Annotated in this window: 14 protein-coding genes; all 14 read left to right on the forward strand. The window is 36.0% G+C overall.

Annotation, left to right across the window (positions count from 1 at the left end; translation table 11 throughout):
• Nucleotides 1–198 precede the first annotated feature (198 nt).
• The 14 genes from BUB48_RS01995 to BUB48_RS02060 all read left to right on the forward strand — a co-directional run bounded on the left by BUB48_RS01995 (nucleotide 199) and on the right by BUB48_RS02060 (nucleotide 14,108).
• Nucleotides 199–447, forward strand: a complete 249-nt coding sequence (locus tag BUB48_RS01995; RefSeq protein ID WP_073023958.1) for a TM1266 family iron-only hydrogenase system putative regulator — start codon at nucleotides 199–201, stop codon at nucleotides 445–447.
• A gap of 18 nt (nucleotides 448–465) precedes the next feature.
• Entirely contained in the window at nucleotides 466–1,917 is a 1,452-nt protein-coding gene (gene hydG / locus BUB48_RS02000) for a [FeFe] hydrogenase H-cluster radical SAM maturase HydG (protein ID WP_073023960.1), read from the forward strand.
• 9 nt (nucleotides 1,918–1,926) lie between these two features.
• Nucleotides 1,927–3,021, forward strand: a complete 1,095-nt coding sequence (gene hydE / locus BUB48_RS02005) for a [FeFe] hydrogenase H-cluster radical SAM maturase HydE (protein WP_073023962.1) — start codon at nucleotides 1,927–1,929, stop codon at nucleotides 3,019–3,021.
• Nucleotides 3,022–3,052: 31 nt separating this feature from the next.
• The gene (hydF, locus tag BUB48_RS02010; protein WP_073024046.1) at nucleotides 3,053–4,288 is read left to right on the forward strand and encodes a [FeFe] hydrogenase H-cluster maturation GTPase HydF; all 1,236 of its coding nucleotides are present in this window, start codon (nucleotides 3,053–3,055) and stop codon (nucleotides 4,286–4,288) included.
• Nucleotides 4,289–4,899: 611 nt separating this feature from the next.
• A complete protein-coding gene (locus BUB48_RS02015; RefSeq protein WP_073023964.1) occupies nucleotides 4,900–5,634 on the forward strand; it encodes a 5'-methylthioadenosine/S-adenosylhomocysteine nucleosidase in 735 nt (244 codons plus the stop codon).
• Between the two features lie 26 nt (nucleotides 5,635–5,660).
• Nucleotides 5,661–6,545 (forward strand): SPL family radical SAM protein, encoded by an 885-nt coding sequence (locus BUB48_RS02020; protein WP_073023966.1) that lies wholly within the window; start codon nucleotides 5,661–5,663, stop codon nucleotides 6,543–6,545.
• A 149-nt stretch (nucleotides 6,546–6,694) separates the two neighbouring features.
• A complete protein-coding gene (locus BUB48_RS02025) occupies nucleotides 6,695–7,708 on the forward strand; it encodes a CPBP family intramembrane glutamic endopeptidase (RefSeq protein ID WP_073023968.1) in 1,014 nt (337 codons plus the stop codon).
• Nucleotides 7,709–7,751: 43 nt separating this feature from the next.
• A complete protein-coding gene (locus BUB48_RS02030) occupies nucleotides 7,752–8,153 on the forward strand; it encodes a hypothetical protein (RefSeq protein ID WP_073023970.1) in 402 nt (133 codons plus the stop codon).
• 319 nt (nucleotides 8,154–8,472) lie between these two features.
• Nucleotides 8,473–8,994 carry an alpha/beta hydrolase gene (locus BUB48_RS02035; protein ID WP_073023972.1) on the forward strand — a complete coding sequence of 174 codons (522 nt, stop codon included), beginning with the start codon at nucleotides 8,473–8,475 and terminating at the stop codon, nucleotides 8,992–8,994.
• Between the two features lie 108 nt (nucleotides 8,995–9,102).
• Nucleotides 9,103–10,134, forward strand: coding sequence for a hypothetical protein (locus BUB48_RS02040; protein WP_073023974.1), 1,032 nt, complete (start codon nucleotides 9,103–9,105; stop codon nucleotides 10,132–10,134).
• Between the two features lie 29 nt (nucleotides 10,135–10,163).
• Entirely contained in the window at nucleotides 10,164–11,087 is a 924-nt protein-coding gene (locus BUB48_RS02045; RefSeq protein WP_073023976.1) for an EamA family transporter, read from the forward strand.
• A 53-nt stretch (nucleotides 11,088–11,140) separates the two neighbouring features.
• Complete coding sequence (locus BUB48_RS02050; RefSeq protein WP_073023977.1) at nucleotides 11,141–11,647, forward strand: GNAT family N-acetyltransferase; 507 nt, start codon at nucleotides 11,141–11,143, stop codon at nucleotides 11,645–11,647.
• A gap of 13 nt (nucleotides 11,648–11,660) precedes the next feature.
• Nucleotides 11,661–13,043 carry a bifunctional metallophosphatase/5'-nucleotidase gene (locus tag BUB48_RS02055; RefSeq protein ID WP_073023978.1) on the forward strand — a complete coding sequence of 461 codons (1,383 nt, stop codon included), beginning with the start codon at nucleotides 11,661–11,663 and terminating at the stop codon, nucleotides 13,041–13,043.
• 24 nt (nucleotides 13,044–13,067) lie between these two features.
• Nucleotides 13,068–14,108 carry a S66 family peptidase gene (locus BUB48_RS02060; protein ID WP_073023979.1) on the forward strand — a complete coding sequence of 347 codons (1,041 nt, stop codon included), beginning with the start codon at nucleotides 13,068–13,070 and terminating at the stop codon, nucleotides 14,106–14,108.
• Nucleotides 14,109–14,310: the final 202 nt, after the last annotated feature.

Genomic DNA, 14,310 nt, shown 5'->3' on the forward strand with positions numbered 1-14,310 from the left:
TTGAATAAATGATAATTTGCAATGTATCTGCTTCAGTTTATCTGTCGGGGATACAGGGCTTGTTTATCTACCTAACCGTTAAGTGTTTCTGAGCGGAAAGGCGCGCATATGATATGTGTGTTTAGTTTTTTTGTGCCGTTTTACTCCCTTTCCGCTGTATGAGCGGAAAGGGAGTTTTTGATATAAGGAGGTTTTGTGATGGATAAAAGAATCGGGATTGTCGGCATTGTGGTGGAAGATCTTTCAGCAGCCGAAAGAGTTAACATCATCCTTCATGAACATGCAGAGCTGATTGTGGGGCGAATGGGTATTCCCTATAGGGAAAGGGGAGTATCGGTAATAACCCTGATTGTAGACGGAAGCAACGACGAGATAAGCGCGTTGACTGGCAAGCTTGGCAGAATCTCAGGAATAACCGTAAAATCCATGGTAACCAAAAATAAATAAATGAAAGGAAGCATTGTTATGAATTTTTTAGAAAAGTATAAGAAAGAATTTGAGGAGTATGATAAGCAGGACCATGATTTCATCGACGATGATATGATTTGGGCACAATTAAACAAGTGGGAAAATCCATCAAGGGAAGATGTAAGGCGGGTACTGAAGAAAGCAGAGCAATGTGTAAGACTTGAGCCGGAGGAAACTGCAATACTTATTCAGAACAAGGACAAGACCACAATACAAGAAATGTACGAACTTGCACACCAATTGAAAGAAGAAGTATATGGAGACCGTATAGTGTTTTTTGCACCTCTCTATATAAGCGATGAATGTGCTAATAACTGTCTATATTGCGGTTTCAGAGCCAGCAATAAAGAAATGCATCGCAAAACTCTTACAATGGATGAAATAGAGCAGGAAGTTCGAATAATGATAGAAGAAGGTCAGAAACGAACCATTCTGGTTTATGGAGAGTCACCTGCTACCAATATAGATTTTATATGTGAGTCCATCAAGAAGGTTTACAGCGTAAAGACCGAACATGGAGAAATAAGAAGAGCAAATATAAACTGCGCTCCTCTTACTGTTGATGAATTGAAAAGGTTGAAGGAAGTTGGGATAGGCACATACCAGGTTTTCCAGGAAACCTATCATCATGACACATATCGCAAGCTGCATCCTCAGGGAACAATAAAAGGGCATTATCGTTGGAGACTATACTCCATGGATAGAGCACAGCAAGCAGGTGTAGATGATAACGGCATAGGTGTTCTATTCGGGTTATATGATTGGCGTTTCGAGGTAATGGGGCTTCTTTACCACACCATTCATTTGGAGGAAACCTTCAATGGTGTAGGACCACATACCATTTCTTTCCCACGAATAACTCCTGCAACAGGTACGCCATATTCAGAGCATCCGGAGTATGCCGTCAGTGATGAAGACTTTAAGAAGCTTGTGGCTATTTTGCGCCTTTCCGTTCCTTATACGGGATTGATATGTACTGCTCGTGAATCGGAGCATGTGCGTCGGGAGGTTATACCCTTTGGAGTTTCACAAATTGATGCAGGAACTCGTATAGGTGTAGGTGCCTATGCAAGATCAAAGAGAGCCAACCAGCTTCCCGATATGGAGCAATTTTCCATAGGGGATTCAAGGTCATTAGATAATGTGGTGAAAGAAATATGCGATATGAATTCTATTCCATCCTTCTGTACTGCATGCTATCGTGCCGGTCGAACAGGAGAACATTTTATGAAAGTTGCAAAATCCAAATTTGTGTACAATTTCTGCATTCCTAATGCCATATTTACTTTGAAGGAGTATTTGCTTGATTATGCTTCAGAGGAAACAAGGCAGAAAGGAGAAGAAGTACTGAAGAATCATGTGGAGAAGTTCCGTGGAGAACCGGTTTATGACATAATACTTGAAAAGCTATCAAGAATAGAGAAAGGTGAACGTGATTTACGTCTATAGGAGGTTTATATGAACATAGACTTAACAGATGTAAAAAAAGTATCTCAATGGATGGAATCTGCCAACAAAAAAGATATTTCAAATATTATTAGTTTTTTTTATGAAGATGCCACTGAAAATGAATGCTCAGCATTGCATAGACTGGCCTGTGAGGCACGGGATATGCATTATAATGGCAGAGTATATTTTCGAGGATTAATTGAGTTCACCAATTATTGCAAAAACGATTGTTATTATTGTGGAATCCAAAGAAGCAATCAAAATATAACTCGCTATCGCCTTTCAGAAGAAGAAATTCTCAAATCTTGCGAGAGAGGTTATAGATTAGGTTTTCGCACCTTTGTATTGCAGGGCGGAGAGGATATGTATTTTACGGATTCTAGATTATGCAGTATTATCTCAAAAATCAAAGAAAAATATCCTGATTGTGCGGTAACACTTTCTGCAGGAGAGAGAAGCAGAGAGTCCTATAAGAATTTGTATGATGCAGGTGCGGACCGTTACCTGCTCCGCCATGAAACAGCCAATGAAGAACATTATAGAAAGCTGCATCCAGCAGAATTGAGTTTGGAAAATCGGAAAAGATGCTTATATGATCTTAAGGAAATAGGATTTCAGGTAGGAGCCGGTTTCATGGTGGATTCTCCTTTTCAAACCTATGAGACATTGGCGGAAGATTTCATTTTTTTACGAGAACTGAAACCTCACATGATTGGCATCGGTCCTTTTATACCACATAAAGATACAAGGTTTGCCGGATATTATAATCCGTCTTCACAGCATACTCTGATTTTGCTCTCTTTAATCAGAATTATGCTTCCAAAAACTTTGCTTCCTTCTACAACTGCTTTAGGAACAGTGGACAAAAATGGACAGAGGAAAGGGTTTGCTGCCGGCGCAAATGTTATAATGCCAAATTTGTCACCAATGGAGCATAGAGGCGATTATACATTGTATGATAACAAGCTTTATACTGGATTGGAGTCTTCCGAGCAACTGGCTGCACTTGTCCGCAATATTGAATCCATGGGGCTTACACCGGATTTTTCAAGGGGAGATTACGTGGACATGCAAAATGCAGCACGGCGCTTAAATCAGCAGTAGCATGGGAAAGGAGAAAAAAACAATGGAAAATATGAATTCAACACCAATGGCAAATCGATTTACCATTGGAATATTCGGTAGAAGAAATGCAGGAAAGTCTTCTTTGATAAATGCTTTGACAGAGCAGAATATCGCCGTTACTTCAGAAGTTGCAGGAACTACAACAGATCCAGTTTATAAAGCTATGGAGCTTCTACCTATCGGACCAGTTGTATTTATTGATACAGCAGGTATTGATGATATTGGGGAGTTAGGAAAGCTAAGGATTGAAAAAACCTATGAGGTATTGCGAAAATGTGACCTTGCCTTGGTTGTTATAGATGTTGGAACTGGAGTAACCCAATGGGAAAAAGAGTTTGCTGAACAGCTTATAAAACGAAAAATTCCTTGCATAAGCGTGCTGAACCAATGTGATAAACACATGCCTGATGCTGATGAACTTGAAAAGTTGAAGCAGGAACTCAAAACTCCCCTTGTTTGCATTAGTTGCAGAAGTGGCATGGGAGTTGATGAACTTAAGAAGCAAATAATTGCTTGTTCAAACTATGAAGATAAAGAGCCTTCCTTGATAGAAGGTCTTATCAGACCGGGAGATCTTGCTGTTTTAGTTACTCCTATTGACAAATCGGCTCCGAAAGGCCGATTGATTTTGCCACAGCAGCAGACAATTCGTGATATTATCGACAATGATGCCATGGCCGTAATTACAAAGGAAAATCAACTGAAAGACACCCTTAAATATCTTAGCCAACCTCCTGCTATTGTGATAACAGATTCTCAGGCTTTTTCCAAGGTATCTGAGGATACCCCTCCTGAGATACCCTTGACATCCTTTTCAATATTGTTTGCTCGAAAGAAGGCGGACTTAGCGGAAATGGTCCGTGGCGTTAAGCGTATTGAACGCTTGTCGCCGGGAGATAAGGTACTTATTGTGGAAGGATGTACACACCATCGACAGGAAGATGATATCGGGAGAGTAAAAATTCCTCGTTGGATACGCCAGATAGCAGGTGATGATATAATCTTTCAATGGGCAAGCGGTGCATATTATCCTAAGGATATTTCAGAGTATGTGGTTATCGTTCATTGTGGCGGCTGCATGTTAAACAGAAGGGAAATGCAATATCGCGTAGAAACAGCTCGCCAACAGGGAGTATATATTACTAATTACGGTGTGCTCATTGCATATGTCACAGGTATTCTCCCAAGAGCTCTTAAGCCTTTTCTGGATGCAAGCATTGCCTTGGAACAAAACGGTTTAATGTAGAGTAGAGCGATGTTCAAGAATTATATTTGCAACTGTAAAGAGAAGCAAAATCATGTCATGTATTTTGCTTCTCTTTTTCAATTTTATGGATTAGAATAAAAATTAAGTAAAGAGAATCTAGGCTAATGTTTCAGGTAGAAAGCTAGCTTAGATTTGATTCAGTTTATATCATCTACAGATTTGTGCAGAGACGAAAATTATCTGGGGAAGGATTTGAGTAATGAATTGCCCAGTCTTTTAGATATTCATATTGTGGACAGAAAAAACACATATCCCAGTTTAGAGAGGATACTGGAACATTGATTTATTACGAATTCATGAAAGGAAAACAGATGTTAACGTGATCTGAAACGGTAAGATATTTGTTGTAAATGTTAAGGGTACTGATAAGTTTTTCGATAACAATGTAGAAACTAAATCACAGTAAATGGAAAATTGAGAAATTTACTATTTAATACTGGGCTATTTAAAAAGATGAGATAGATGAAATTCAGATAAACCGAAAGAAGCAGAAAATGAAACTTCTAAGAAGATATATACAAGGGCAGATTAGTGATTATAAAGAAGGCATAGCAATGTAATTATACTCTGCATATAAGGAGGGTTTGAGTTTGAGACCATTATTTAAAGCGGGAATTATTTGTCCCTGTCAAATAGAGTATGAAAAATGCAAGTTGATTCTGAACTTATCAAATGAAAGCAATGTAAGTGGAAGAAAGGTTAGTTCGAAAAAGTATAAATCTTGGGAGGTAATTGCAATGTTCGCAGGACCAGGTAAGATACAGTGTGCTTCAGCAACTCAATTAGCTATTGATAAATTTGATGCAGATATAATGATTGATGTTGGAGGAACAGGCTCATTAGTCGATGAGTTGAAACTTAACGATATAATCATCACCAAAGAAGCATACGAATATGATATTTGTGAGATCGAGAATTTTGTTAGATTTAAGCATGAGCTGACGAGCAAGACTATGTTTTGTAATATATCAAAGGAAAAAAAGACATATTTTGAAATGGCAATGAAAGATATGGAAAATTTAATTGATGCAAGGATAAAATTTGGCAATATAGCCAGCGGTGAAAAAACAATAAAAGATAAAGTTACAAGAGATGAATTACATAGCGCATTAAATGCCCATGCATGCAATTGGGAAACATCTTCAATTATAAAGACTGCAAATTTGAATGAAATTAAAGCATTATCAATAAGGGTAATTACGGATAATGCTGACGAGAATATGGAAAGGGATTTTTATGATAACTGGGGACAAGCCTTGGAAAAATTGTTTTTGATACTTAACAACATGTTTGAGCAAGATTTGCTATATGAATTAATAATATAAACCATGGAGTTGCAAAGGAGAATAATATGCATGAAAAGAAAGTAAAAGGTATTCTGTCAGCTCAAAATGGAATGAACATGTATCGTGGATGTTCTCACGGCTGTATTTATTGCGATTCAAGAAGCAAGTGCTATCAGATGGATCACGATTTTGAGGATATTGAAGTAAAGATAAATGCTGCTGAATTACTGGAAGATGCCTTGCGGAGAAAGAGAAAGAAATGCATGATAGGTACAGGAGCAATGAGCGATCCATATATTCATCTGGAAGAGAAAATAGGACTTACCAGAAGATGTATAGAACTCATTTATCATTATGGCTTTGGATTAGCTATACAGACAAAATCCGCAAGAATCATGAGAGACTTGGATCTGCTCAAAAAAATAAATGAAAAGACAAAGTGTGTGGTTCAGATGACCCTTACCACTTACGATGAAGAATTGTGTAAGATAATTGAGCCCAATGTCAGCACAACAAAAGAGCGCTTTGAAGTATTAAAGATAATGAGGGATAATGGAATACCTACAATTGTATGGTTAAGTCCATTTTTGCCCTATATCAATGATAATGAAGAGAATATTAGAGGGCTTCTGGATTATTGTATAGAGGCTAAGGTCTATGGCATTATCTGTTTCGGTATTGGATTGACCCTAAGAGAGGGAAACAGAGAATATTTCTATAAGAAGCTTGATGAACATTTTCCAGGAATGAAAGAAAAATATATTGAGAAGTATAAGTATTCCTATGAGGTAAATAGCCATAATAATCAAATGTTGATGAGTATAGTAAAAAGTACATGTGAAGCTCATGGTATATTATGTGATGCTAATAAGTGCTTCAACTATCTTCATACGTTTGAGGTTAAAAATGAGTATGAGCAGTTGATGCTGCCTGGATTGGATGAGTTGTAATCAAGTAATGCTAGCGATTTTAATCCAGTGCAATCTTAATAGTTACTATTAACATCGTATTTGTTTATTAGGTTATATATACGTTATATAGAAGGAAAATGTAAAACTGATAATATGTGTATGTGATTAGAGTGGGGGGAGAAAATAAAATGAACAGATATAGTATTTCTAAAAAAGATATAGTTATATTTTTAATTGTTACCTTTGGACTTACTATGGCTATGGGCATTGTTATGGGTTTGCTATATTCCAAGAAGCCAATAGATTCTTTTGTATTACTGCAAATGTATTACCCTGCAATGGGTGTAATGGTGGCTTTATTGTATGATAAGGAAATACGTAAATTTCTACCTGTAAAATTATTTGGAGGATATTTATTCTTTTCAATTACTTCAGTTCTTTATCTTGTGTTACATATACTTATATTTGATGGAGATCCAAGCAAGCATCTGAGTTATTGGATGGTTTTTGGTAGTATTTTTCTGATTATCTTATATGCTGATGAAAATGATGAAAAAATTAGAAATTCAGGGCTGAAGTTATCTGTAAATGGGAAGATATCCTTTCGGTATGTTATTCTATTTATTATACTCTATTTATTCAGACTAACTACAACATTTTATATCCTTGGTAGCGAGCCTAAAGATATTCTTGCTCCTCTTTTGGATCCAGTAGTTTTGTTCAAGATTATTCTATTGCCTCTAGACTTTTTTGTCGCCATTATGCCTTTTTTAGGTGAGGAACTTGGCTGGAGATATTTTCTCCAACCTATACTTCAGGAAAAGGTGGGGAAAAGGAAAGGAGTCATCCTTTTAGGATTGATTTGGGGTATATGGCACTTGCCTGTAAATCTTTTCTATAATAGTCCAGCAATGAGTCCTTATTTCATATTAAATCAGCTTATTGTGTGCATAGCCTATTCCATTTTCTTTGGACTTGTATATATGAAGACAGAAAACATATGGACAATTTCATTGATTCATTATATAAATAACAATTTAAGTGCTGTCATTTATAGCGGATTAGAGGGTGTGGATAATGTTTTTGGTTGGAAAGTTTCGTTATTAAACTTCGTATTTTTTTCCTTGCTGTATTTACCTTTTTTATGCTCTAAAGAGTATAAAGGAAATATGGAATACAATAGGGTAGAGGTGAATTTATAGATAAATCTATAAAGATTTTTTACATGAAGAATTGGAGGGAAATATGCGCATTACACATGAGAAATATACTGATCTTTCACTGATCTATGTTTATCTAAGAGAGTATGATGGCATAAATGTGGATACAATCCAATGCGTCAACACCTTTTTGCTATTTGATAGAGTTGATAATTGGATTGGATTTGAAGTGTTCAATATTTTGGAAGATGGGAGTAAGGTAGAGTTACCTGCACTTCCTTATATATATTTTCCAAAAAGAAAAGAGGTGGTTAAGATGAATAAGAATAGAATTTTGATCTTGTTTGATTCAAATTCTATTGCATTTAGAAGAATACATACTGATTGCAATATAGATTACAACAAAAACGGTCTTCAGGGTTTTGAGTTTATACTTACAGGCATTAAAGGCGATTTTGATAATAAAACAGACATATTTAAGGAATAGCAATTGTGGAGTTTGAGCGACATCTTTTCAATGAAATCATTTATTTTATATTACTGATCAGATGTTGATAAAAGAACATATAGTAGTGGGAAAAACCTTTATTGGTGACTTATTTCTATATTTACAATATTTAATGATAGTTTTATAGTATGGTTATTTAACTATTGTATATTTTCAATGATGGGGACATTGACAATGGGTCGCACAAATTAATCATAGATTAAGTTAGTATGTGTTTATAGTAAATAATCTCTAATATATAAGGGAGAGAAAATAATGAAGAGGGGAAAATGCAGCCCCATATAATACATTTGGCTATTTGGAAAGCCATGACTTAGGTGATTGTGTATCATATCTGAAAGATAATATCAGTCCAGATAAGAAAATAGGCATATGGGGAATGTCATTTGGAGGAGCAACTGCAGGAATATATCTTGGTTCAGATGAAGCAAATGAAAATGTTGATTTTGCAATTCTTGATTGTCCCATAAACAATATGAGATATATGTTTTCTACAGAGATGGAAAGGATGGACATAGGAATACCCATAGTTTTTTTGATGTCTATGGGAAATATTGTTACTAAAATGAAATTAGGATTCTCATATGATGATGCGGATGTATGCAAACATATAGAAAAATCAAAAGTACCACTATTGGTAATAAATACAAAAACTGATAGAGTTACACCATATTTCATGGGTGAAGATATTTATAATTCTGTTACCCATGACAACAAAAGGATGTTTACAGTTGATGATAGTGCGCATGGTGAGGTATTTTTTGATTATCCGGATGAAAATGATAGAAATATTATTGAATTTATAGAACAATTTACCTAGTATGTAAAGTATCAACATAAAAAGATTACTAAGCTTCATATGATTTTGATTAAGTTTGGAAAATAAGTAAAAATTGCATTAGATAGAGAATAAAGGGAGAGATGATTAATGATATTTAAAGATTTGAAGCAGCAAATGCTTCTTCCGGTGGAAGAGTATATTATCAACAAAACTGTAACCATCCGTGGAACGAAGGTTTTGCTGTTAAGCTTTACTATTGAAAAGAATAGGAAGAGCCTATGGTTAATGTATGAAAATAATGAATTACATGATGAAAGTTTTGATGAAAAGTATCCCCAGGAATTAAGTTTGAAAAAGGAAGACTTTGTCACTAACAGGGAGGAGTTTCTTCATTACATAATGGAAAGCCATATACGAAAAAATTTTAACATCAAGGAGATGGAGATACAAGGTAATACCATAGGATTCCATTTATGGACTAGCAGTCCCATTCATGAAGGGAGTTCAGAAGAGAAAATGCATTTGCAGCACTTTGTTGAGAAAGGATTGATTCCCGAGGAATGGGATGATATAAGTCTGGAAAATATTGTAATTGCCAGATATGAACAGATAGAAGCCGAAGAGTTTCCAAAAATAGATAAGACAAAGGATTTGTCTGTGGTGCTGAGGATTGATAGAGATATAAAAGAAGTAGCTATTCAACATCCGTTTGTTGTGAAGTTCGGAAAGCAGGACGTTGGAAAAAAAGTTGCTTATTTTGACGAGACTCTTGGCAAAGAGAGTTATTTTTATATTGATGATATATATTCCTATGATCCTTATGAAGATATTATAGAGAAGTCAAAGCAGATAGAAGATCCTGTAGAGAGAGAAAATGTGATAAAGAATATAACCAAGGCTTTGGAAGTTGAATGTCCAAAAGGTAAAAACCTTGCAATAATAAAGTATGAGACTCCAGATGATATACAGCTGCGATTTATTATGAAGGATTATCTGGAAGCAAAGCCTGTACATAGCTGTTCATCCATAGGATTCATATGCAGAAATGATGAAATAGGAATAAATGGATACAAGCTTAAGGAATGCGTAATGCAGTCTATAGACAAGGATTTTGAAGGTGAACTGGAGATTGAACTGTTTTCTAAATATGTGGTAATATCAGAAGAAACGATTTATTAGCGATATGCAATTAATGGAGGGCTTGATTTATGAAAAGACGAGATATTATATTAGCTTTTATTCTAGTCATCATATGGGGTGCGAATTTCACTGTTATAAAGTTAGGGCTTTATGGCATTCCTTCTATGCTTTTGGCTGCAATGAGGTATATTTTTGCAGCATTTCCCGCAGTATTTTTTGTGAAGAAACCGTCAATACAATGGAAATACATAATAGCTTATGGTTTAACTGTTGGAGTAGGTCAGTTTTCTTGCTTGTTCTATGCAATGGATATAGGCATGCCCGCAGGCATATCATCTATAGTTACACAGTCTCAAGCTTTTATGACGCCTTTATTTGCTGCAATGCTGCTAAAGGAGCCTATAAAAGGAAGTCAGATTACAGGTCTTGCAGTGTCTGCCATTGGGCTTTGCCTTATTGGTGGAATTATAGGGGATAGAGGGTTATCCACCGTTCCTTTTGGAGCCTTCTTAGTAACACTTCTTGCGGCTTTTTTCTGGGCTATATCAAACATAGTATTAAGATATGCCAATAAGGAAGCTGAGGCACAGGATAAGACATTGGACATGTTTGGTATGGTTGTATGGTCAAGTTTGATACCACCTATACCGCTTTTAGGTATGGCATTATTGTTGGATTCGCCGGAAACACTAATAAGTTCATTGAGTAATATAAGCATTGTTTCTGTATTTTCAATACTTTATTTGGCTTTTTGTGCTACATTGTTTGGATATGGTGTGTGGAGCAGCCTAATGGGCAAATATCCTGCTGCAAAAGTAGCACCTCTTTCTCTTCTGGTTCCTATAACCGGGCTTATTGTATCTTGGGTTGTTTTAGATGAACGGCTTACCAGTATGCAGTGGGTTGGAGGCATTGTAATAATTATTGGGCTTCTTATAAATAACTTCGGATTTACACCAATAAAGACTGTTTTCAAAGCCAAAGAAAAATAATTTATATTTTAAATGGAACTTTTATGCAATACGAAAAAAGGAAGGAAAAGAGTATGAATTTCACCATAAGACCTATTGAAATAAGAGATGCTAAGGGATTAAGTGAGCTTCGCCGCATGCCGGGAGTATTCGAAAACACGTTGGGCTTGCCATCTGAAAGGTTGAATAGAGCCGAAGATTTTATTGCTAACCTGGATAGAAATACACATCAATTTGTTGCTATTGTGAAAGATGATTCAGGAGAAGAAAAAGTTATTGGAGCCGCAGGGTTGACCGTATCTGCCAGTCCACGCATGAGACATTCCGGAAGTATCGGCATTTCAGTGCATAAAGATTATCAGAATCAGGGTGTTGGTTCAGCTTTGATGAGAACACTGCTGGATATAGCAGATAATTGGCTTATGCTGGTAAGAGTGGAATTGTGCGTATATGCAGACAACACAAGAGCAATTCATTTATATGAAAAGTTGGGATTCAAAAAAGAAGGCATCAAGAGAAAGGCAGCCATAAGAAATGGTGAATATGTTGATGAGATTATGATGGCTAGAATAAAAGAATAAAAGGAGAAAGAACATGAATATAAGAATACTGCATACTAATGATGTTCACAGCAGATTTGAAAATTTCGCAAAGATTGTTACCAAAGTAAAAGAACTGAAGAGTGAAAACACAATAATTCTGGACGCTGGAGATTTTAGTGATTTTATGAGACTAGAGCTTCAAGGTACTAATGGAAAAGCAGGATGTAGTTTGTTAAATCTGGCCGCATATGATGCAATAACTGTTGGTAACAATGAAGGCTTTGCAGGGTTGGATATACTAGAGACCATGACAACCTCAAATTTTGTGCCTTTTATTTCATGTAATTTATATAGAAGTGATTTGAGTCATATTAAAGGATTAAAGAAAAGTATAATCATTGATAGGGGAGGACTTAGATTCCTGATAATAGGAGCAAGTCCTCAATATAATGAATTCTTTTCGCTGCTCAATATGCATGCTACAGACTATATGGAAGAAATAAAACAAGAACTGGAGGAAAATCGGGGTAAGTATGATATATCAATACTTCTTAGTCATTTAGGGATAAAAGAAGACACTGAAATTGCACAAAATATAGATGAAATTGACATAATAATTGGTGGCCATAGCCATACTCTCATGGAAGAAGCAGAAAAGATAAATGGTACCATAATACATCAATCAGGGAGTTATGGAGAACACTTAGGTGTTCTGGATATTGAAGTGGTGGATGGAAAAATTGTGAACTTTAGAGGAGAAAATATCAAGATTGAGTCATTGACCATGGACAAGGATATTACTGATGAGCTTTTGAAGCAAAAGGATATAGCTATAGAGAATCTGAGCCAGCCTCTTTATGAGGTAGATCGTCATATATGGCATGATGTGGTTGAGGAAAACCCTATTACCAACCTTTTGGCAGATGCCCTTAAAGATGTGGTAAATTGCGATTTCAGCATCATAAACAGCGGTATACTCAGCGGAGGCATTAGAAAAGGAGAAGTTTCCAACAAAAAGCTTCTGGAAATAAGTCCATCGCCATTGAATCCCACATATATGGAGATAAAAGGAGAATACATAAAGAAAGCATTGAAATTATCACTTCAGGCTGATGTATGTCTCCAGGATGGCAGAGGTTCAGGATTTAGAGGGAGATATCTTGGCAGGCTTCATGTATCCAATAATGTTGTTATAGAGCATAATGGAAAAAATTTATTGAAAGTATTGATTGATGGAGAGGAATTGGAAGAAGAAAAGACCTATAGAATAGCAACATCTGACTATCTTCAAAGAGGCACAGGCTATCCTAGTCTGGCTAATAACTGCAATGAGAGATATAATCCGGAATATATAAGGGATGTACTGAGAGACTATTTAAGCAAGAAAGAGTTTGTGGAGAAATGCTTCATGGATAGGTGGAAGAAAATTATATAGACAGGAGAATGAGAGGTATATAGCATGTTAAGATTGACAAAACCGCAGAAGTTGAATAAAGGTGATAAGGTAGCCACCGTAAGCCTTTCATGGGGTGGTGCCGGTGACACTGAGCTGAGATGGCGATATGAATTAGGGAAGAAGCGTCTGGAAGATGAGTTTGGTTTGGTAGTTGTTGAGATGTCCAATACGCTGAAGGGTTCTAAATACATATACAATCATCCGGAGAAGAGGGCAGAGGATTTGATGGATGCCTTTTCTGATCCATCCATAAAAGCAATTTTCTCATGCATAGGCGGAGATGATAGTGTCAGAATGCTTCCTTATATAGATTTTGATATCATCAGGAATAATCCTAAGATTTTCATAGGCTATTCTGATTCTACAATCACTCACTTCATATGTCTAAAGGCTGGCATAACAAGCTTTTATGGCCCTTCCATATTGGCAGAGTTTGCGGAGAACATAAAGATATTTGATTATACGAAGCACTGGGTAAGAAAGACACTCTTTGATAATTCTATAATTGGGGCCATTCCACCGGCAGAAATGTGGACAGGTGAACGCATTGAATGGTTGGAAGAGAACAAGAATATGGCTAAAACTATGAAGAAAAATCAGGGTTACGAATTTATTCAAGGTGAAGGAAAGGTACGAGGTCCTTTGATTGGTGGATGTATAGAAGTTATGGAAATGATGAAAGGAACTTTACTATGGCCGTCATTGGATGTTTTTGAAGATGCCATTTTATTTTTTGAAACATCAGAAGATATGCCTGAGCCTGTCTATATAGAATACTGGCTAAGAAATTATGGCAGCCAGGGAATATTTCAAAAGGCAAAGGGTATTATATGGGGAAAACCTTATCAGGAAAAGTACTATGAGGAGTATAAAGAAGTAATTAAAAAAGTAGTAGTAAATGAACTAGGTTTAAAACACATACCTATTATCTACAACATGTCCTTTGGACATAATGAGCCTATGATGACACTGCCCTACGGAGTATTAGCAGAAATAGATTGCAATAATAAAACATTCACCATATTGGAATCAGGTGTAATTTAAAGCATTAGCAAACTTAAATATGTTTCTATAAAAGCATGGACTATCAGCAAAAAGCTTCGAGTATTGAAAAATGTATTAACCTTCCATTAAGTTATTGCATATTATGTAATGACTTTTTATGGAGGAAGGTTGATATATATGAAATGTCCAATGAATCCAAGTCATGAATGTCCTTTTTACAATGCAAGAAATCCATATTTGT

The organism is Lutispora thermophila DSM 19022, from assembly GCF_900142105.1.
GTDB classification, from domain to species: Bacteria; Bacillota; Clostridia; order Lutisporales; family Lutisporaceae; genus Lutispora; species Lutispora thermophila.